Source organism: Flavisolibacter ginsengiterrae DSM 18136 (assembly GCF_059568575.1).
Genome location: NZ_JCANTR010000022.1, coordinates 22,935 through 44,464 on the forward strand (window position 1 = coordinate 22,935; position 21,530 = coordinate 44,464).

Below are 21,530 nucleotides of genomic sequence, written 5' to 3' on the forward strand. Positions count from 1 at the left end.
TCATAGTGGCAATTTCACCATTCAAATGGCTATTTATGCGGTTTAAAAAGTATTCACATTTTGATAATCCGGAGGGCCTGAAAATATTCTTACCACTGGCGTAGAAACGCTTGACGAAACTTTTCGTACAGCTTAGCTTCACAGTATTATTTCATCAAAACCTTTCGCCATGAAAAAGATCCTATTGCTTGTTGCCCCTGTTGTATTATTCATCACAACCTCATTTGCCGCAGACCCCAACCAGAAGGTCCTCGATGCTTTTAGTAAAACTTTCCAGCAGGTAAAAAATGTAACCTGGCAGGATATAGATAATAAATACGAAGCCAATTTTAAAGAGAACAATATCACCTTCCGCATTATGTATGACCAGGAAGGAAATGTTGTAAAAAGCATTCGTTATTATTTTGCTCCAACGCTACCCATTTTCATCCAGGCCAAATTGTCAAAGAAATACGAAGGCAAGACAGTGTATGGTGTAACCGAGATCACAACAGATACTGATGTAACCTATCATATCATATTGCAGGATGCCAGTAACTGGATCCATGTACAATCAGATTCGTTTGGTAATATGTTTACGGAAAGAAAATTAAGAAAAGCCTGATCAGTTGCGGAATAAGTACGCTGCACTCCAGTATTTCCATTCCCTGTTTTCAGCCACATGAGATCCATGCGGCTGAATTCTTTTTTGTAATACAGAGGGTTTTAATACGCCCTGTTGCACCAATATTTCTTTAGCCTTCCTGATCTGCGACTGTACATCACTGTTTCCCATCCATTGTTGTTGTGGAGGCTCAAGTCCCACTTTGTCCTTTCTCCACGTTATGGAAGAAGGTAGTTTGGGCTCTATGGATTTGCGCAGGATCCATTTGGTCCATCCCTGGTTAATCTTAAAATCGGAAGGAAGCGTAAATAAAAATTCTACCAACTGGTGATTTAAAAAAGGCAATCGTACTTCAACACTATGCGCCATACTGTTACGGTCTGCAAGGCGAAGCAATTCTTCGAGACCATGTACAAAGGTGTTAAAGTATAAAGCGCTATTCAGGTCAAGGTGTGCAGGTGTGCTGTAATAAAGATTGCGTTTATTACTGAAGGCAAAATCTTCATCAAGATCCTGGTGACGCCAGGAATGTTTGGCTTTTTGCGATTGCAATAAACTCATGGAGAGTTCAGGGAAGTAAGCCGCTATTTTTTCTTTAATACCAAAGGTATCTTTGATACCCAGGTCTTTGGCAGCTTTTAGCTCACCACTATTACCAAGCTCTCCCTGCCGGAACAATTCCAGCCAATACCATTTGTAGTATTTGTGATAACCGCCCAGTATTTCATCTGCTCCCTGCCCATCCAGCAAAACTGTAACACCCTGTTGCTTTGCCATTTGATACACTTTATATTGAACAAGTGGACTGGCCGAACTAAATGGTTCTTCCTGGTGTTCCATCACCTTATCCATGAGACCCGGGATCTCGCTGTCTTCAAATGAGGAAAGGTAATGTTGCAGTCCGAATTGCGCCGCCACTGTTTGCGCATAGGACCCTTCATCTTTTTCAAACCCTGGGAAGGAGGCGGTAAAGCATTTATGGGTATATTGGTTTGTTACCAATTCTTCGCAAATGGATACAATGGAAGAACTATCCAGTCCACCACTGAGAGAGGTGCCAATGGCTACATCACTTCTCAATCTTTTACGAACGGATTCTGTCAACAGTGAAGTAAATTCATCAATGGCATCCTTCACCTTTATCTCTTCATTGTTATTGGGATACACATGCCAGTATTTTTCTGTTTGCAGTTCCATGCCTGGCAAAGAATAATGGAGCGAGCTGGCAGCAGGCAACTTATAGATATTGTTGTAAAAAGTCTCTGCAGGATCCCCGGGATTGGTCGTGTAATCAATGGAAAGAAAATTATACAGCATCATCCTGTTCACTTCTTTGGCTATGCCCATTTTCCAGAGAGCTTTCATTTCAGATGCAAAGGCCAGTTGTTCTCCATCATAATAAAAGAAGAAAGGTTTTTCACCGAACCTGTCCCGGGCAGCAAAGAGCTCCCTGGTTTGCTCATCCCAAATAGCAAAAGCAAAGGCACCGTCAAATTCATGCACACATTTTTTTCCAAAAGCTGCATAGGCAGCAAGGATCACTTCAGTATCTGAAACAGTATTGAATGTAAACCCTTTGTCCGCTAATTGCTTCTTCAGCTCAATATAATTGTAGATCTCACCATTGAAAACAATATGATAACGATCCGCATAATATAATGGTTGTGAAGCTCCGGGGCTAAGGTCGATGATACTTAGCCTGCGATGACCAAGGGCAATGGTTTGTTCTTCATTGATATAATACCCTTCATGCTCTGGACCCCGGTGAATAAGTGTAGCAGTGGCCGCGGTGATCCTTTCCTGCGAAACAAGTCCTTTATTATGCGAAACAATTCCTGCTATGCCACACATGCTCTATCTAAAATTGAATAGGTAACCTTGCCACCACAGTATCCCATGCCATCATAAGGTCAGCTCCCTTATCTGTTTTTTGAAAAACCATACTGAAATATTCAATAGGTTGATTGGTGATCTGTATGGGTATGGTAAATTTAAATATATCGTCCTTAGGCTCTGTCTTCAGGCCCCAGGTATTGAGGTTGGTGTTAAAGACAATCTGCCATTTGTCCTGTTGCGGTATGCAATAAAGGATATATTTTCCTTTGGGAATTCTTTTATTTTGAATGGTTACTGGTTGAAAGAACTCGATCTCAGTAGCCTCGTTGGCACCCAGTCTCCAGGGCTCGCCATATTTTAACAGCGCTCCAAATATTCTTCTTCCCTGCCGGTGAGGCCGGCTGTATATAACCCTTGCCACAGGCAGCTTGGTTGCCTTCCCTGACATTTTTTCTATGGGATAATCAACAGGGAAGTAGCTCATATCCATGGGTGAAATATCCAGCGGTGCATAGGGATTCACGCTATCGTTCTTCACCAGGCTGGAATCTTTGGGCACGAGAGTTGGACGGGGTGGCGACTGGCTTTTATGTTCATTACACGAAAGAAGACCTAAGATCAACGCACATCCTATGAGAAATTTCATGGCGAAAAAATACAGCTTTTCATGTAGGCAACAAATTGTTCTTCAATGGTTGAAGAAGTAAAAAGGCTCAGCACTCCTATACTGTCAATGCAGTTTACCCTTTTTTCTTTTCATTATCTGGAAGGGAGATCCAGTGGTATCCATCCTTTGCAATCAAAGCTTCGGCATCTTCCGGTCCCCAACTGCCGGGAGCATAATTCGGAAAGTCCACAGGAGGTCGTGTCTTCCAGGCTTCCAGTATGGGTTGAATGATCTCCCATGCCGCTTCCACCTGGTCTGCACGCATGAATAAGGTGGCATTGCCTTCAATTATATCCTCCAGCAAGGTCTCGTAGGCTTCGGGTTGTTTATCTTCCCCGCCATAGGCATCGGAGTAATTAAAGATCATATCTACAGGTTGCAGTGCCATTTGCGGTCCTGGTTGTTTGGTCTGGAAACGTAGGCGTATATCCATTTGCGGGGAAATACTAACGGTGAGCCTATTGGGTCTCCATGTTTCCGCGGCCTCATTGGGAAAGGCGTATTGTGGTGCCGGTTTGAACTGGATGGTCACCAGGGTGCTTTTGGAATGCATGCATTTCCCTGTTCTGACATAAAAAGGCACATCTTTCCACCTCCAGTTGTCTACGTAGAATTTTACAGCTGCAAATGTCTCCACTCTTGAATCGGGAGCTACATTCTTCTCCTCCCTGTAACCTTTAACCTGTTTGCCTTCAATCCACCCGGATTCATATTGCCCGCGAACAGCATTCTGGTGCACTTCATCCTTATGCCAAATGCGAATGGCCTTGAGTACATCCAGCTTTTTATTTCTTATCTCGTTGGCATCAAAGGATAAGGGCGGCTCCATGGCCAGCATACACAAAAGCTGTAACATATGATTCTGCACCATGTCCCTTAATGCGCCTGCCTGCTCATAATAACTGCCACGATCCTCTACCCCAATATTCTCTGCGGCCGTTATCTGTACATAATCGATATAGTGACTGTTCCAGATGGGTTCAAACAAGGCGTTAGCAAAACGAAGCGCCAATATGTTCTGTACGGTTTCTTTTCCGAGGTAATGGTCGATGCGGTAGATCTGCTCTTCTTTAAAAAGCTGACCTAACCGTATATTCAAGTCGGTAGCGCTTTGCAGGTCGTGACCGAAAGGTTTTTCAAATACCATCCTTGACCTGGCAGGGTCTGTCATGAGTTTGGAATCATGCAATTTTTCTGCAATGCCGGGAGCCAGTTGGGGTGCTACAGACATGTAATAGATCTCTGTTGCCTTGGTTTTCCACTCATCTTCATAGTTTTTTACATAACCTGCAATAGAACGATAGGTCTTTTCAGATTCCAGATCGGCCTTGTAATATTCCATCAACTCTGAAAATTCTTTCCAGGCCAGCTTTAAACAGTCTTTCCTGCGGGAATGCTCTGATATGCCTTTCTTAATAAAGTTCCGGTAGGTAGTATTGCTGAAATCCGACCTGCCTATACTGATGATCCTGAATTGCTCAGGGAGGTAGTTATCAAGGTATAAATTATACAGGGCGGGCATTAGCTTGCGGTAGGTAAGGTCGCCACTCCCGCCAAATATGAATAAAATAGTAGGCTGTTTTGTCGGTGCTTGCATAAAACATTATTTAATGATCATCTATCCACTTCCTGTCTTATCTATAGTATTTAAGTATTGATCTTATTCTTCCTGCTGCTGCCATTCCGTATGAAAAACACCTTCCTTATCAATACGTTGATAGGTATGTGCACCAAAGAAATCACGCTGCGCCTGTATCAGGTTCACGGGCAGGCGTTCACTCAGGTAGGCATCATAATAGGCCAATGCACTGCCCATGCCCGCCACCGGTATTTTGGCCTGTACAGCGGAGGCAATGATATTACGAATACTTGTCTCCCTGTTCTTCAACAACACTGCAATGTCGGCGTCCAGCAAAAGGTTGGATAGTTTCGAATCTTTTGTATAGGCGTCCGTAAAATTGCCAAGCAGCGCAGAGCGGATGATGCAGCCAGCCTTCCACACCTGTATCACTGAAGGCAGTGGTATGCTCATTTCCCATTGATCCGAAGCTTTGGCCAGCATGCTAAGACCCTGTGCATAGGCTATGGTATAACAAAAGGCCAGGGCTTCTTCCAGTTCAGCCAGGAACTGTTCCGTCAGTTCAATCTTGCCAATGGTGGGTTTAAAGATCTGTGCTGCCTTTGTGCGTTGGTCTTTGTATACAGAGAGGTCTCTCATGGCCACAGCCATATCAATAGTGGGAATGGAAACGGGTAGGTCCATGGCTTCCTGCGATGTCCATTTGCCTGTTCCCTTGGAGCCTGCCTGGTCCAGGATCTTATCCACCAGGAAGTCATTGGGACTGGAAGTTTCTGCGTCACCGGTTTTAAATACTTCGGCGGTGATCTCTATCAGAAAGGAGTGCAATTCGCCTTCATTCCACTTTAAAAATAACTGGTGCAGGTCTTTGTTCTCCATGTTACCGGCACGGTGCAGCAGGTCATACACTTCGCTGATCATTTGCATCATGGCATACTCAATACCATTATGCACCATCTTCACATAATGCCCGGCGGCATTGTTTCCCATATAGGCCACGCAGGGTATATTGCCAGATTTTGCTGCTATAGCTTCGAGAATAGGTTGCAGGTATTGGTAGGCCTCCTTGTCACCCCCCGGCATCATACTGGGGCCATATCGGGCCCCGGCCTCACCACCTGAAACCCCCATTCCAAAGAAGTGGATCTCCTTTGGCTGCAGGTAGCTGATCCTTTTCAGGGTGTCCTTGAAATAGGAATTGCCACCATCTATTACAATATCTCCTTTCTCCAGGTAAGGAAGCAGGTTTTCTATCACATCATCTACGGGCTTGCCCGCAGGTACCAGCATCATGATCTTGCGGGGCTTTTTTAAAGACCCTACCATTTCTTTAATATCAATGGTTCCTTTTACTGTGGTTCCGGGTTTGGCCGCTTCCACCAGTTTGTCCGCCCTTTCCTGTTTCAGGTCAAATCCTATAACTGCATAACCGTGGTCGGCCATGTTCAGCAGCAGGTTGCTGCCCATAACACCGATGCCGATCATTCCAAAATCAAAATTGCCTTCCATATTATTGCTGGTTATTTCTTGTTGAATCTGTGTCGCGCCTTGGTGGCTCTTCTCTTTTAGGAGTTTTGGTAGCAGGTTCTGTAGAACCATGATGGCAGGTATAGCAGGTGACCATCAACCGCGCATTCAGGTCGTGTTTGGCACCCGTTACATCAAAATACTTATCATTGATCTTCTCCATCATTTTCATCATTTCCCTGGCAGCCAATTTGTGTTTATTCTCGTCTGAAGCAAAGTCCCAGGTCTTTGTCTCCTCGTTTCGCATATGGCAATAAGTGCATTTGACACCAAGCGACCCGGAAAAATGATGCATCACGCTGTCCAGTTGTTCTTTGTTGATATTCTTGGGCAATACCTTCAGGTTCTTATAGGTGTGCTCATCAAGGGGAGTGAAGGCCAGTGAAATCGAAATGATACCCGCTATTCCAAGAATTATAAACAAGGACTTTTTCATGACGCGTTAAATTTTTCATTGAATTTATACAAAAATCCCGCCTTAACATTCAAAGCTTCTTTACCACTACTCCATTTGTTACTTTTGCAGGAAGTTTAAAAATTGACAGCATGTCACAACTGGTAGAGGAATTTAATGACTACAGGGAAAAGATGAACGAGGTGATCCTCAGCAAGAACAACCTGGTGATGAAGCGACTGTGGAATCTTGATACCAACACCTATGAGGATGGTGCCCTTGACAGGAAAACCAAGGAAATGCTGGGATTAGTGGCAAGCATGGTATTGCGATGTGATGACTGCATCAAATATCATCTTGGTAAGTCTCATGAACTGGGTGTAACAACAGAACAGATATACGAGATATTTGCCGTCGCCAACATTGTCGGCGGAACGATAGTTATCCCTCATACGAGAAGAGCAGCGGAATATTGGGAAGAGTTGGTTAATGAGCAATGAAATCTTATCTTAGAAATGCTCAATAATCAATTTTCAATATTCAATGCTCAAGGATGGAGAGAAAATATGATCTTGAAGACAGGTTAGTTGATTTTACATGCCGAATGATAGATGTTGTTGAGGCTTTGCCAAATACCAGGTCAGGAAATTATATAGCCAGTCAATTGATCAAGTCCTGTCATTCGCCAACATTTAATTATGGTGAAGCACAGGCAGCTGAATCAAGAGCTGATTTTATCCATAAGCTGGGAATTTGCCTTAAAGAGTTAAAGGAATGCAGAACAGCTTTAAAGATCATAATCAAAAAAGAGTTGATCAAGCCTGTTAGTAAGCTCCAGGATATTTACCAGGAAACTGAAGAATTAATTGCTATCAAATCAAAAAGCATAGGAACAGCATTAAAAAATAAGTCGGCTCCCAAACTTGAAAATTGAGAGTTGAACATTGAGCATTGAAAATTATTTTATTATGGAAACTACTACCGCTCCTGCCCCAAACATATCATTGACGCCGAAGGATTTTGCGACTGACCAGGAAGTGCGCTGGTGTCCCGGGTGTGGGGACTATTCAATATTGGCGCAGGTTCAAAAAGTGATGCCCACACTGGGCATTCCCCGCGAGAATATCGCGATCATCTCCGGTATTGGCTGCTCATCGCGCTTCCCATATTATATGAACGTGTATGGCATGCACTCTATCCATGGCAGGGCCACGGCCATTGCCAGCGGTCTGAAAGCTGCACGGCCTGAACTGAGTGTATGGATCGTGACGGGTGATGGCGACAGCCTTAGTATTGGTGGCAATCATACCATCCATTTACTGAGAAGGAATTTTGACGTGAACATCCTGTTGTTCAATAACCAGATATATGGACTAACCAAGGGACAATACTCGCCAACCTCGGAAGAGAATAAGATCACCAAGTCAACACCATATGGAAGTATAGACCATCCTTTCAACCCATTGGCTTTGGCTATGGGAGCAGATGCCACCTTTATCGCCCGCAGCATGGACAGGGACCCTAAACATTTGCAAACTATGTTGAGCCGTGCTCATGCCCACCATGGTGCTTCCTTCCTGGAGATCTACCAGAACTGCAACATCTTCAATGATGGCGCTTTCGAGGTCTTTACTGAAAAATCAACAAAAGCAGATGAAGCCCTGTTCCTGGAACATGGTCAACCGCTGATCTTTGGCGCCAATAAGGATAAGGGTATCAAGCTTGATGGCTTTAACCCCATCATTGTCAATCTCAATGAAGGGCATAGCGCAGACGAATTGTGGGTGCATGACGAAAGTGATATTTATAAAGCACAGATACTGACGCGTATGTTTGACGACCCCAAGCTGGAGCACCACCTGCCCAGGCCATTTGGTGTGTTTTACCAGGCTATCAGGCCTACTTACGAGGATATGCTGACGCAGCAGATAGAACACGCAAAAGGTAAGAAAGCTGCCGACCTCGATAAACTACTCAAGGGTAACGAGGTTTGGGACATTGCATAACTTGAAATAAAAATAATGGAGAAGGCTGCGGCCTTCTTTTTTTATGCCCTGTTTAATACCAGTACTTCAAAACTGTTTGAGTATAACAGGGTTTAAGATTTGCATGACAGGTTGAAGATATTCCCATTAGCTTCACCAATATTTACATTGTATGCTGATTCATATTCATCCGCAAAATCCACAGGAAAGACTGATACGGCAGGTAGTTGAAGTATTGAAAGGAGGAGGCATCATAGTGTATCCAACCGATACCATCTATGGACTGGGTTGTGATATATTCCAGCATAAAGCTGTTGAACGTATTTGCCAGATCAAAGGGGTGCAACCACAGAAGGCCAACCTTTCCTTTGTATGTTATGACCTCAGTGACCTGAGCCAGTATGCCAAACAACTGACTACTTCTGTATACCGCACGCTGAAGCAACACCTTCCGGGTCCCTATACTTTTATCCTGGAGGCCAGCAGGGAAGTGCCTAAAATACTCAAGACAAAAAAGGACACCGTGGGTATACGTGTGCCAAATAATACTATTGCAAGATGTATAGTAAAAGAATTGGGCAACCCCATATTAAGCGCTTCACTGCCAGGAGAATTCGTGGAAGAATACACTGACCCAGAAATCATCCAGGATCGATTTGAGAAACTGGTGGACCTGGTGATCGACGGAGGTATTGGCGGCATGGTCCCTTCAACTATCATTGATTTCTCTAAAGGAGAAGCAGAGGTGATGCGTGAAGGAGCGGGAGCCTGGGAAGCCTAGGGAATGTCGAATGTCGTGCGAGGAATATCGAATGATGAAGTTTAGGTCGAAGAGGCATTTTCACAATACTACCTTTTCTTAGGACTCTAAAACAAACTGCTCAATGATCAACACTCAATGTTCAATTTTTCAAGTGAGAGAGAACGAGGTTTAATATGATTTAAAAGAATTATAGAGGATACCAAGTTCAGACAAACGACTACTGACTCCAGACTCCCGACTCCCGACTCAGTTTTCCCTCTTGTTAACCTGTCAACATTCCAACTTATCAACTTTTCTATTGCCCTGAAACCACAAGCACCGCCTGTATTACAAACGGTGCTTTGTTAACCTTCAACCATACTTTTACGGCAGATCATTAAACCCTTAACCAATAGGGTAGCAACACATGAAAAAGACAGTAGTAAGATGGTAAAACGCTGCTTTGGTTTAATTACAAAACAGTTTCTCCGGCAATGGAAGGTTGTGTATAGTCAAGCCGGAAGGTTTGGCGATGGTACCTGCAGGGGCCATACTGATCCAGTGCAGCCTGGTGTTCTTTTGTAGCATAACCCTTGTTCTGCGCCCAGTTGTACTTTGGATATTTTTTATGCAAGGCCTTCATATAATCATCCCGGTAAGTCTTGGCAAGAATGCTGGCCGCTGCAATGGAAGCATACAATTCATCGCCCTGGATGATACATTGATGTGGGATCTTTTTGTAGGGAGTAAAACGGTTGCCATCGATCAAAAGCAGTTGTGGCTGTATATGTAATTGCTTTACAGCCAGGTGCATGCTTTTAAAAGAAGCCTTTAGAATGTTTAATTTATCAATCTGTTTGTTGCAAAGATCGGCAACTGCCCAGGCAAGCGCATGCTGCTGAATAAAAGGACGCAATTCATAGCGCTCTTCTTCAGTCAATTGCTTGGAATCATTCAGCAGGGGGTGGTGGAAATCCTTGGGGAGGATAACTGCCGCAGCATATACCGGTCCGGCAAGGCATCCCCTGCCCGCTTCGTCACATCCCGCCTCAATCAGTTCTTCCTGGTAATAAGCCTGCAACAATTGGTTCTGTTTGTTCAAAAATAAAAGACAATCAAATACAACGGGCTGATAGCTAATATTTTGTTTTTCCACAAAAGCCGGTACAGCTTTGGATTTCGTAAATTTAGAGGGTAGGGTGCTTATGAAGAATTTACGTACATACTGGTTTCCCATTTTACTTATCATTGTTTGCATCACCATAATCATGGGCAGGTTATTGTTTGCTCCTCATAAAACAATTATACAATCTACGCAGGTTCCATTCCATGAAGATGAACTATGGTCCGCACCCCGGGAGGATGAAATTCCGTCCGACTCCATAGGTGATCTTATACGTTATGGCAGGGAGCTGGTGGTGAATACTGCTAAATACCTGGGGCCAAAAGGAATTGTAGCATCGGTGTCCAATGGCATGAATTGCCAGAATTGCCATCTTGATGCAGGGAGCAGGAATTTTGCCAACCCTTTTTCTGCCGTGGCTTCCACTTATCCTAAATACAGGGAAAGAAGCGGGAGGGTAGAATCCATTGAATTCAGGGTAAATGATTGCCTGTTGCGCAGCCTGAATGGTAAGGCCATAGATAGTTCAGGCCCGGAAATGCGGGCTTTTGTGGCTTACCTGGAGTGGATAGGTAAAGATGTTCCCAAAGGATTCAAGCCCAGGGGAGCTGCGACAGGTGAACTACCCTTTCTTCCGAGGGCTGCAGACACACTGAGAGGAAGACAGGTATTTACTACTAATTGTGTTCGATGCCATGGAACAAACGGGGGAGGTTTATTCAACGAGGATTCTTCTGCCTATACCTACCCGCCGCTATGGGGTGAGCATAGTTTTAATATTAGCGCCGGCATGTTTTCCATTTCCAGGCTTGCTGGTTTTATCAAATTCAATATGCCCTTTGGTGTTGCTGATTGGAAGACACCACAATTAAAAGATGAAGAGGCGTGGGATGTAGCAGCCTATGTGGCAGCGCAATACAGGCCGTTAAAAAGATTTACCGAAGATTGGAGGGATATCAGCAAAAAACCACTGGATTATCCTTTCGGGCCTTACATTGATGGTTTTTCAGAAACGCAACATAAGTATGGGCCTTTCGGGATCATAAAAAAGAGCCGGGAGAAAAACCTTGCGGATAGCAAAGGAAAAATTAAATAAAGGGTAGAGGATCCTTTCTCCAGGCTCTGAGAGAAAATTAACCTGCAAAGCAATAGGTGCAGCCATGTTCCTGCGCTCTGCCAACTGCCCAAACCCCTGAAGGCACAACCTGTATTCCTGGAATGAGCCCGCTCACCCAGTCTTTTCTTACTTCTTCTGCCGACATGTTGAGGTTGGGAGCTAATGCCGCACTATACACTGTCATTGCAGCATTGCAAACGCAAAACATCACTCCTTTTGCCTGCAGATCGGTGATGCCAATGGGCACTTCTCCGAAGCCCGGCACCTGGAAATCTCCTGGTTTTGTTTTCCAGAAAGGATTGCGGCTGGAAGCAGCAGTTTTGTAATCGGCGGCCTTGAATGCAGGCCCTAACTCACCGGCCTTAAAAACTTCTCCAAAATTGTATTTGGCCCAGATCCTGTCTTCAAAAGCATAAGGGATGGCATCGTGTCGAAGCACTACCACTACGCTGTTGTCCTTACTGCCTGTGGCTTCATTGGTATTCAAAAAAACCAGTGGCCAAACAAAGGGCATGATCTCATGGGGCCGGGTGGCATCAAAAACGATCCTGTGCTTGCCCTTGATCTTGTTGAACCAGGCATCCGGATCATCATCACCAATAGGGGTGTCGTTAAATTCCTTCTTAGCCAGCGCCTGCAGCGGGGTGGCCATGGTGCCCACTCCCAGCGCTACTGCACCTGTTGCCAGGGTGCCGATAAAACCACGACGGTGTGTTTTAAAGTTCAGGTCATTACTTTCCATAACAGTGTTTTTAAATGGAGAAAATTGAGCATATAAAAGCTACGAAATATTAAAAGCCTTGTCAAAAAAACTTTTACTTTTCATAGCATCATAGCCGGGCTTACCTTTGCCCACCAATGGAAAGAACAGCTGTTAACCGCTCCAGGCCAGTTGCTATCTGGTTGCTGGTGGGCGTACTGATGATCATCGTGCAGATCATTTTGGGAGGTATTACCCGTCTTACCGACTCAGGCCTTTCGATCACGGAATGGAAACCTATCCTGGGCACCATTCCACCACTCAACCAAAAGCAATGGAATGAAGCTTTTAACCACTATAAGGAAATAGCCCAGTTCAAACATTTGCATTCCTATTTCACCCTGGAAGATTTTAAGTCCATCTTTTTCTGGGAATGGATGCACCGCCTGTGGGGAAGACTGATTGGCGTAGTATTCCTTATTCCTTTCATCATATTCATTATTCAAAAACGTTTTTCCAAAGACATGATCAGGCCCATGGTGATCCTGTTTTTGTTGGGAGGTTTACAGGGTTTGATAGGCTGGGTGATGGTCATGAGCGGACTGAATGACGAGAACCTGTATGTAAGCCATATACGCCTGGCCATTCATTTTATGGCTGCTCTTGTGCTCCTCGTATATACCTTTTGGTTTGCCATGCAGTTATTAATTCATCCCGTACAAAAAGTTTTTTCTCCCTCTCTTCGCCAATCGATGGTCTATATCATTGTTCTTTTAAGCCTTCAATTGATCTATGGTGCTTTCATGGCAGGCCTGAAAGGGGCAAGCTATGCACCTACCTGGCCTTCAATTAATGGCGATTATTTTCCACCCAATATGTCGAACTACGGCGGGAGGAGCTTTTCTTTTTTCTCTGCCATCATCAATAATCCCATCACCGTTCACTTTATTCACCGCAACCTGGCCTACTTGATATGTATACTGATCATCATTTGGACAGTTAAAGCAGCTAAGGAAAGATCCAGCGCTGTTTTTAACGCCATTAAATGGATGCCATTGGTATTGGTACTGTTGCAGGTAGTATTAGGAATAGTAGCCGTACTTACCAGTCCAAAGAAAATACCCCAGCATTGGGGCGTCTTTGAATGGAATGCCCAACTGCACCAGTTTGTGGCCCTGCTGCTGCTGCTTTCTCTAGTCATGGCCTATTACCTGTTGAAGCCTAAAGAAAATACTAAATTGAGCCAAGGCATTGACCCTCACCTGATTTAGTAGTACTTTAGACTTGATTTGAAAACAACTTATTCTTTCTTCGATTACCTCAGGGGAGTTTTTTATTCGTTACCCGTACAACTCCTGTTTCTACATTTCAGAAAGTACCAGGTATTGCTGATCTTCTGGCTATTGCTATTCAGCATTGTAAATGGAAGCTTTATGAAAAGCTTTGGTACCGAAGCGTTGTTCCTGAGCCCTGAATACCTTGGCGATGTGAATGCAATTGGCGCGGCCATCATGGGTATTTCCATTGGTGTATTCATCATGTGCTGGAACATTACCACCTTCATTTTATTCAGCCGGCATTTTACATTCCTTGCGGCTACCCAGTTTCCATTTTTGAAATATTGCATCAATAATGCGGCTATCCCTTTGGGTTTCCTCATCTTTTATTTGCTCAAGGCCTATCAATACGCGCATTATAAAGAACTTATCCCAAATGTGGAGATCATCTTCCTTTTCGCAGGGTTCCTGGCGGGACTGCTCCTGATCCTGTCCATCTCATTTATTTATTTCTTCAGGGCAGATAAGACCATTTTCAAAAAGCTGCAACCCGCTTTTAACAGTGCCCGAAATTATTTTGCGCACCTGCAACCCGAAAACATTGCAGCAAGTAATTTGTCACTGATACATTCCGAATGGTTCCTTGATTCTTTTTTCCGTGTGCGTCGCTGCAGGGATGTATCACACTATTCCCACGAGCTGATGTCAAAGATTTTCAAGCGGCACCATTTTGCAGCTGTGGTCAGTTTGCTGATCGCCTATGTTTTCCTGATCCTTATTGGGTTCTTCCTGGATTCCAAATTCTTCCAGTTGCCTGCAGGCGCCAGCATTACCTTATTCTGCGCCATCCTGATAGGTGTTATCGGTTCGCTGGTTTATTTTTTCCAAAGCTGGAGTGTGCCCGCGCTGATCATTTTCATTTTCATGCTTAATATTCTTTACCGGTTTGAGTTGATCGATCCCCGCAACAAGGCCTATGGATTGAATTACAACAACCGGAAGGAAGCACCTGCATATACCAAGGAAAGCCTGGAACAATTGAGCAATCCGAAGGCTACGGAAGCAGACAGGAAGAACATGGAGCAGGTAATGTATCGCTGGAAACAAAAACAGGATGAGAAAAAACCTTTACTGGTTCTGATAGCTACCAGCGGTGGTGGAACCAGGAGTGCCACTTTCACGATGAATGTGATGCAGGAACTGGATAGCATCACAGGTGGAACATTAATGAAAAAAACTTTCCTGATCACCGGAGCTTCGGGAGGTATGATAGGAGCTACTTATTTCCGTGAATTGTATCGCCAGCGTCTGCACAACAAAAAGATCAACATTCAGTCGAATGAATATGTGGATAATATCGCAGATGATCTGCTCAATCCCACTTTTACTTCCTTTATTGCCCGGGATCTTTTTGCTCCAGAGCAAAAGTTCACTATCGGCGACAACACCTACCTGCGTGATCGCGGCTATGCATTCGAGATGGCATTGAATGATAATACACGTGGCGTATTGAACAAGAGCCTGAGGGATTATGTGGCGGATGAAACCGCGGCGAATATTCCATTGATGTTTTACCACAATGTCATTACCCGCGATGCCAAGATGATGCTGATCAGCACACAGCCCTTGCGATTTATGATGGAACCACCCATGGATTCCACTGAAGGCAGGATGACGCCCGATGCCGTTGACTTCACTACTTTCTTTGCCAAACAGAATCCCTACAACCTGCGCATATTAACAGCCCTTCGCATGAACGCCACCTTTCCCGTGGTATTGCCAAATGTTTGGTTGCCTTCCAATCCTGTGATCGACGTAATGGATGGGGGTTTGCGTGATAATTATGGTGTGTCAACAGCCCTGCGTTTCCTGGCACATATGCGTTCCTGGATAGTTGAGAATACGAGGGGAGTGGTGGTCATCCAGATCCGCGACCGCATGGATGGCGGATGGGAACATCCCTATGAATATGATAACCTTACAGAGAATGCTGTAAAGCCTTTCTTCCTGCTGCAAAACAACTGGTATAAGATGATGGAATATTTCCAGGGAGATATGTCCACTTACTTCATGGATAATAATGGATTTCCCATACACAAGATCACCTTCCAGTACATTCCTAAAAAAGAAGAAGACAAGGCAGCACTGAATTTTCACCTTACGCAACGGGAGAAGCTGGATATAGCGGCTTCATTGGGCTCCGCTTATAATGTGGAGAGTTTTGATAAGTTGCTCAACTTATTGAATACAGATTCCCTTGGGAAGTCAAAGCTGAAAACCAAACAGGAACTCAGTTTTAATAAGCCATTGCGATAGTTATAATCATTGCAATTATACAGTTTTTAGCTTTTGCCCACCAACAATTGAAAGCAGGCTGGTAACACCTGGAACTTTAAAGCTTTCTCTGATTCTACCGGGTCGCCATCTATATGTAGCGGCGCATCTAATGCATTGTTGATAGTTAGAGAAGGTGTCTGGAAATAGATCACACTGCTTTGTTCGTTGAATACCGCTGTTTCCTGCACTTCATTAAAACCGGTTACCTGCTTCAATGCCTGCACCAGCATACTCAGTTTATTTTGCTTGGTCATGATGACAATATCCAGCATGCCATCTGTAAGACTGGCATTGGGAGCTATTTTAAAATTGTTGCCAAACTGGTTGCTGTTCGCCACAGAAATAAAGAAGGCATCCGTAATAAATGTTCTACCGTTGGTGCGAATGCCAAAAGTGTAAGATTTGGAGGTTAGGAAATTCTTTACCGTTTGCTTGATATAGGTGCTCAATCCACGGTTGGGATCATTCGCAAAATCATGAGCCACCTGTGCATCGAAGCCAAGTCCGCAAAGCATACAGGCAAATTTTCCATTGATGGTGAAGGCATCGGTCCATTGCCGCACACCTGTAAAAACAATATCCAGCGCTTTCTCCGCCGATTTGGGTATGCCCGCTGTTAATGCCAGCCCGTTTCCCGAACCACAGGGAATGATGCCGAAGGGAAGTTTCCATTTGCGCAGGGAGTTGATAGCCTGGTTGATGGTACCGTCACCACCAGCAATAATGATATCAGTTACTTTCTGTTCCTTGATATAATGGTCAAGGAAAGAATAATCACCACCTTCAACCGAGGGATATATGGCGTAGGGGAAACCTGCAGCCGTAGTTTTCTTCCGGATCAGGTTTTCCACACCTGATTTCTTTTTGGTACCTGAAATTGGATTGACTATATAGAGAAGATGACGCGACATGGATGGCAAAAGTAAAGGAGGAGGTTGAGAACTTAAGAAGATGAGTCAGGAGTCAGGAGTCAATAGTCAGGAGCCAGTATGTCGGCTGAGACGAAGTTTATATATGATCTACAAAGCAAGAAACAAACATAAAGTAGAAACATCCAGGTCTACTGGCTTATCGTAGCCAGGTGTATTCTTCTTACCCTTACCAGGGCTTTGAGCTTGGGATCTGTAGGCAATGCCCAGGTATAGATCTTCACCTGTGGGGAATTTTTGAGATAGGAGCGGAGGCTGTCCCTGCTTATTAGTAAACTGGTACCCTTTTCTTCTTTTAGCTCTTTGTCACTTGCATCATAAACAGCAATTACCCTTTCCCAGCCTTTTTTCTGGTCTTTTCCTTCAGTATAACAAAGATTCAAGCCTTTTTTGGATAGAGTGGTGGTTTTTAAACTGACCTTATTCTTCTCTTCATTTTCAATGTTTGCCTTTAAAAGGGTTTTGCCATTGGAGCTGATCTTCCAGCTCTGGGCATAAACTGAAGAAGAAATACAGAAGGAAATAAAAAAGGTAATGATCAGCCTCATATCCAAATGTATTTCAATTAGGCAGGCGATAAGCTTTGTAAATTGCTAAAGTATGGACAGCAACACTGGTAGATACATTATAGTTTTTGGTGTTTTGATCATATTGGTGGGCATAGTTATCTATTCTTTCACGATAAATTGCACTGGATAGGCCATTTGCCCGGCGATATCAGGGTGGAAAAGGGAAATAGCAGGTTTTATTTTCCTATAACCACCATGATCCTTTTTAGTTTACTGCTGACAATTCTCATAAATATCATCAAAAAGTTTTTGTAAAGTCCCGGTTTTGGCTGGGTTGCCCCGCCCTTTTGCCGTACCTTTGCCGCCCCTTAGGGGAAGCTTTGGAAGGTGGCCTTTTGCCTTAAATCCTTGTTAAGGCTAACAATCTTTCAACTTACAACTAAACTATGGACATCAGAAATATAGCGATAATTGCCCACGTTGACCACGGAAAAACTACGCTGGTAGACAAGATCCTTCACGCAACGAAGACCTTCCGCGACAACCAGGAAACCGGTGACCTCATCATGGACAGCAATGACCTGGAGCGGGAAAGAGGTATCACAATTTTTAGTAAGAACGCCGCAGTTATGTACAAAGGCGTTAAGATTAATGTGATCGATACCCCTGGTCACGCCGACTTTGGTGGTGAAGTGGAAAGGGTATTAAAGATGGCTGATGGTGTGATATTGCTGGTGGATGCCTTTGAAGGCCCAATGCCACAAACCCGTTTTGTACTGCAAAAAGCCCTGCACCTGAACCTGAAGCCCATCGTGGTTATCAATAAGGTGGACAAGCCTAATTGCCGCCCTGATGAAGTGCATGATGCTGTATTTGAATTATTCTTCAACCTTGACGCTACAGAAGAGCAGCTGGATTTCCCTACCTTCTATGGTTCCGGAAAGAATGGTTGGTTCAATGATTCATTAACTGAATGTGAAGGCATCACTCCTTTGTTGGATGGTATCCTGAAATATGTGCCTGCTCCCAAAGTGGGTGATGGTACCCTGCAGATGCAGATCACTTCCCTTGACTATTCTTCCTTCCTTGGCCGTATAGCCATTGGAAAAGTTGCCCGTGGCACTATTAAAGAAAACCAGCCTTTCTCCCTTGTTCAGGAAAATGGCGTCCGTAAATCAAGAGTAAAAGAATTATACGTATTTGAAGGCATGGGAAAGAAGAAGGTAACTGAAGTAGTTGCCGGAGATCTTTGTGCCGTAGTAGGACTGGAAGATTTCAATATTGGTGATACAATCGCTGATTTTGATAATCCCGAAGCTCTGCCTGTGATCAGCGTGGATGAACCCACCATGAACATGCAGTTCAGCATCAACAACTCTCCCTTCTTTGGTAAAGATGGTAAGTTCGTTACCTCCCGCCACCTGCGTGACCGCCTGATGAAAGAAACTGAAAAGAACCTGGCGCTTCGTGTGTATGACACTGATAGTGCTGATAGCTTTATGGTTTACGGTCGTGGAATCCTTCACTTAGGAGTATTGGTAGAAACCATGCGTCGTGAGGGTTATGAACTGACCATCGGGCAACCCCAGGTTATCACTAAAGAGATTGATGGCAAGAAATGCGAGCCTTTTGAAACACTTGTAGTGGATGTGCCGCAGGAATATGCTTCCAAAGTAATTGACCTTGTTACCCGCCGTAAAGGTGAAATGCATGTCATGGAAACAAAAGGTGATATGCAACACCTCGAGTTTGATATCCCTTCAAGAGGTTTGTTGGGTTTGCGTACCAATATGCTGACCAACACTGCTGGTGAAGCTGTAATGAACCACCGCTTCAGCGAATACAAACCATGGAAAGGTGCCATCCCCGGCCGTAACAATGGTGTGTTGATAGCTAAAGAAGCCGGAAGCACTACCGCTTACTCTATTGATAAATTACAGGATCGTGGGTTCTTCTTTGTAGATCCGGGAGAAGAAGTGTACCGCGGAATGATCATTGGAGAGAACAATAAACCTGGTGACCTGGTAGTGAATCCGAATGAAGGAAAGAAACTGACCAACATGCGCGCCTCTGGTAGCGATGGTACAGTAACGCTACCTCCAAAAAGATTAATGACCCTGGAAGAATGCATGGAATACATCCAGCAGGATGAGTGCATTGAAGTGACTCCTAACAATATCCGTATGCGTAAAGTGATACTGGATGAAGAAGAGAGAAAGAAACAACAGAAAAGAATGAGCGCACAAGCTTTATAATACTCCATCCCGCTTCGGCGGGATTTTTTTTGCTTACTCCACTACAAAACATTTGGAGGCTGCACCAGTCATTACCCTGTAAACACCTTTAGGCAAAAAGGAAATATCCTGCCTGAGCAGGGGAGCAGGTGACAGTATCTTTTTATTCCATACCTGTTGTCCCATTGCATCTATCATACTGACCTCAGATCCAGGTTCAAAAGGGTGAACAATGGTCAGCTGGCTGCTGGCAGGGTTAGGGAAAACAAATAACGAAATGTTGCCTGTTAGCTTTGCAGTGCTGATGTTTGAATAACTAATGGAGCCATCCGCCTTCACCATTTTTAGGCGGTATTGGTAAAAACCAGCCGGAAGATCTTTATCATCATACCTGTATTGAACTGCAGCTGATGATAGCGTATAAGATTGAATCACTGACCAGGAACTGTTATTCCAGTTGCGCTCCAGGAACGCTTTTATACCTGGTGCATTATCAGCTGTTTTCCATTCAATGATCACAGTGTTTATAGCATTCCTGGCAGAAAAATTCAAAAGGCCTACCGGTAGCACGGTCCCACATGCACTGGAAAGGGTGGAAGATTCAGCAAAAGAATAATTGGTTACGGTTGTACCATTGGAACCTGCGGTCCCAGCCGTAATGGTGCCACAATTCAGGGAATTGAGCTTACTGCCCTTAGCTCCCCCGGAGACAGAATTTATTCCTGCCGGAATGGATCCTTTAAAATAGATAAGGCCACCACCGCCGCCACCACCTTCCCCATAACACTTGCCGGACGTTGCATCATCATTTTCAGAACCTCCATTACCACCTTTGACTTCTATATTTAAGTCGTCGGCATAGCTGTTAATATTTAAAATGACAGATCCACCACCGCCTCCGCCTGATGCTCCATCGCCGAGTGTACTGCCACCATCCTGCCCATTGGCCAGGATCTTAAAACCGTTTGAATACAACGTATTGGCTTGAATGAACAGGATGCCACCACCTCTTCCTCCCCCGGTAGATGGCAATCCTGAATTAGCATGTCCTGCACCACCGCCACCACCCATATAAAGTTTAGCGCCGCTATTATTGTTCAAAGCATAGCCGCCCCTTCCCGGATTAGCAGTAGTACATCCCGAAGCACTTGAGTTGCCTCCTCCATTGCCGCCTGCACTGCTATTGGATCCTCCGCCACCGCCATTATTATGGTTATTGCCACCGCCACCGCCATTGGCCACTGCCCCTTTTCCGCCACTATAGAGTACCGTTAGGTCGGCAACTGATTCACCTTTATAGGCGCCATCCTGGGGAGCGAGCGTTGTAGCATTGTAATAGTAGCCATTTGGCGCGCCAAAATTGGAACAAAAGCCAGAGCTTGTTGCATAGCTGCCTCCTTTATAGCCTGCTTCCGAAACGGAAACAGGAGCATTTAATGCCAGGTTATCCGATACCCAAATCGCCAGTACACCTCCTTTGCCGCTGGCACTATCCCAGGGCATTGCTTGTAAGCTGTCTGTGACAAGGGCGTTGGTATATTGGGGTATCCGCACCAATTGCACTTTATCTGTTACTGTATAAGAACGCAATAATTGTTTGAAGAGAAATATAGAATCACCCCTTACAGAGCAGATGGTTCCTATTTCGTAATTGCCGGCATTGTTCGTTGAGGTGACCGTTCCAAATGTACTGTTGTTGGTGGCAGTTACAGTTGCGCCTTTCATCTGTATCATCATCACGCGGTCATTAAAAAGAAGCCCGGAAGGATTGTCAACACGCACACATGCTTTGGCAGGAATAATTTCAATCACCCTATGATAACTGTTAACAACCCCGCTGATGGAGGTCTGGGCGTTAAGTGTCATGCCCAGAAGGACTAAAGCAGTTATGATAGGATATGGACGCATGGCCTTGGCTAAACGATGGCAAAGTAAAAAAAAGCAACAGGCATGTCAAGGTAAATACACGT

20 protein-coding genes are annotated in these 21,530 nt (G+C 44.5%); 10 read left to right on the forward strand and 10 right to left on the reverse strand.

Going from position 1 to position 21,530, the window contains the following annotated elements; translation table 11 throughout:
- Positions 1-169: 169 nt before the first annotated feature.
- Entirely contained in the window at positions 170-604 is a 435-nt protein-coding gene (locus BP74_RS18175) for a hypothetical protein (protein WP_496376311.1), read from the forward strand.
- Here the strand turns inward: BP74_RS18175 and asnB are convergent, their stop codons facing one another.
- From asnB to BP74_RS18200, 5 genes are all read right to left on the reverse strand, one after another.
- Positions 605-2,455 carry an asparagine synthase (glutamine-hydrolyzing) gene (asnB, locus tag BP74_RS18180; RefSeq protein ID WP_496376313.1) on the reverse strand — a complete coding sequence of 617 codons (1,851 nt, stop codon included), beginning with the start codon at positions 2,453-2,455 and terminating at the stop codon, positions 605-607.
- Between the two features lie 7 nt (positions 2,456-2,462).
- The gene (locus BP74_RS18185) at positions 2,463-3,086 is read right to left on the reverse strand and encodes a DUF2911 domain-containing protein (protein ID WP_496376315.1); all 624 of its coding nucleotides are present in this window, start codon (positions 3,084-3,086) and stop codon (positions 2,463-2,465) included.
- A gap of 94 nt (positions 3,087-3,180) precedes the next feature.
- Positions 3,181-4,704, reverse strand: a complete 1,524-nt coding sequence (gene zwf / locus BP74_RS18190) for a glucose-6-phosphate dehydrogenase (RefSeq protein WP_496376317.1) — start codon at positions 4,702-4,704, stop codon at positions 3,181-3,183.
- Between the two features lie 63 nt (positions 4,705-4,767).
- On the reverse strand, positions 4,768-6,195 hold the full coding sequence (gnd, locus tag BP74_RS18195; protein ID WP_496376319.1) for an NADP-dependent phosphogluconate dehydrogenase: 1,428 nt from the start codon (positions 6,193-6,195) through the stop codon (positions 4,768-4,770).
- A 1-nt stretch (position 6,196) separates the two neighbouring features.
- Positions 6,197-6,649, reverse strand: coding sequence for a c-type cytochrome (locus BP74_RS18200; protein ID WP_496376321.1), 453 nt, complete (start codon positions 6,647-6,649; stop codon positions 6,197-6,199).
- Between the two features lie 110 nt (positions 6,650-6,759).
- Here BP74_RS18200 and BP74_RS18205 point away from each other — a divergent pair, with 110 nt between their 5' ends.
- The 4 genes from BP74_RS18205 (at position 6,760) to BP74_RS18220 (ending at position 9,373) form a co-directional block, all read left to right on the forward strand.
- Positions 6,760-7,107 carry a carboxymuconolactone decarboxylase family protein gene (locus BP74_RS18205; RefSeq protein WP_496376323.1) on the forward strand — a complete coding sequence of 116 codons (348 nt, stop codon included), beginning with the start codon at positions 6,760-6,762 and terminating at the stop codon, positions 7,105-7,107.
- Positions 7,108-7,160: 53 nt separating this feature from the next.
- The gene (locus BP74_RS18210; protein WP_496376325.1) at positions 7,161-7,541 is read left to right on the forward strand and encodes a four helix bundle protein; all 381 of its coding nucleotides are present in this window, start codon (positions 7,161-7,163) and stop codon (positions 7,539-7,541) included.
- A 34-nt stretch (positions 7,542-7,575) separates the two neighbouring features.
- A complete protein-coding gene (locus BP74_RS18215; protein WP_496376327.1) occupies positions 7,576-8,613 on the forward strand; it encodes a 2-oxoacid:ferredoxin oxidoreductase subunit beta in 1,038 nt (345 codons plus the stop codon).
- A 151-nt stretch (positions 8,614-8,764) separates the two neighbouring features.
- Complete coding sequence (locus BP74_RS18220) at positions 8,765-9,373, forward strand: L-threonylcarbamoyladenylate synthase (RefSeq protein WP_496376329.1); 609 nt, start codon at positions 8,765-8,767, stop codon at positions 9,371-9,373.
- A 433-nt stretch (positions 9,374-9,806) separates the two neighbouring features.
- On the opposite strand, the gene rnhB is transcribed toward BP74_RS18220, so the two are convergent.
- Positions 9,807-10,598: a ribonuclease HII gene (rnhB, locus tag BP74_RS18225; protein WP_496376331.1), complete on the reverse strand. Its 792-nt coding sequence runs from the start codon at positions 10,596-10,598 to the stop codon at positions 9,807-9,809.
- Positions 10,599-10,602: 4 nt separating this feature from the next.
- On the opposite strand from rnhB, the gene BP74_RS18230 reads away from it, so the two are divergent.
- The gene (locus tag BP74_RS18230; protein ID WP_496376333.1) at positions 10,603-11,553 is read left to right on the forward strand and encodes a c-type cytochrome; all 951 of its coding nucleotides are present in this window, start codon (positions 10,603-10,605) and stop codon (positions 11,551-11,553) included.
- 37 nt (positions 11,554-11,590) lie between these two features.
- On the opposite strand, the gene BP74_RS18235 is transcribed toward BP74_RS18230, so the two are convergent.
- Positions 11,591-12,316: a twin-arginine translocation signal domain-containing protein gene (locus BP74_RS18235; protein WP_496376335.1), complete on the reverse strand. Its 726-nt coding sequence runs from the start codon at positions 12,314-12,316 to the stop codon at positions 11,591-11,593.
- A 116-nt stretch (positions 12,317-12,432) separates the two neighbouring features.
- Here BP74_RS18235 and BP74_RS18240 point away from each other — a divergent pair, with 116 nt between their 5' ends.
- Entirely contained in the window at positions 12,433-13,545 is a 1,113-nt protein-coding gene (locus tag BP74_RS18240; RefSeq protein WP_496376337.1) for a COX15/CtaA family protein, read from the forward strand.
- Positions 13,546-13,563: 18 nt separating this feature from the next.
- A complete protein-coding gene (locus BP74_RS18245; protein WP_496376339.1) occupies positions 13,564-15,867 on the forward strand; it encodes a patatin-like phospholipase family protein in 2,304 nt (767 codons plus the stop codon).
- Between the two features lie 26 nt (positions 15,868-15,893).
- On the opposite strand, the gene BP74_RS18250 is transcribed toward BP74_RS18245, so the two are convergent.
- Entirely contained in the window at positions 15,894-16,799 is a 906-nt protein-coding gene (locus BP74_RS18250) for a diacylglycerol/lipid kinase family protein (protein ID WP_496376341.1), read from the reverse strand.
- 149 nt (positions 16,800-16,948) lie between these two features.
- Entirely contained in the window at positions 16,949-17,365 is a 417-nt protein-coding gene (locus BP74_RS18255; RefSeq protein WP_496376343.1) for a hypothetical protein, read from the reverse strand.
- A 174-nt stretch (positions 17,366-17,539) separates the two neighbouring features.
- On the opposite strand from BP74_RS18255, the gene BP74_RS18260 reads away from it, so the two are divergent.
- Positions 17,540-17,641, forward strand: coding sequence for a DUF2905 family protein (locus BP74_RS18260; protein WP_496376407.1), 102 nt, complete (start codon positions 17,540-17,542; stop codon positions 17,639-17,641).
- Between the two features lie 131 nt (positions 17,642-17,772).
- A complete protein-coding gene (gene typA / locus BP74_RS18265; RefSeq protein ID WP_496376345.1) occupies positions 17,773-19,581 on the forward strand; it encodes a translational GTPase TypA in 1,809 nt (602 codons plus the stop codon).
- A gap of 33 nt (positions 19,582-19,614) precedes the next feature.
- On the opposite strand, the gene BP74_RS18270 is transcribed toward typA, so the two are convergent.
- Positions 19,615-21,468: a T9SS type A sorting domain-containing protein gene (locus tag BP74_RS18270; protein ID WP_496376347.1), complete on the reverse strand. Its 1,854-nt coding sequence runs from the start codon at positions 21,466-21,468 to the stop codon at positions 19,615-19,617.
- Between the last annotated feature and the right edge of the window lie 62 nt (positions 21,469-21,530).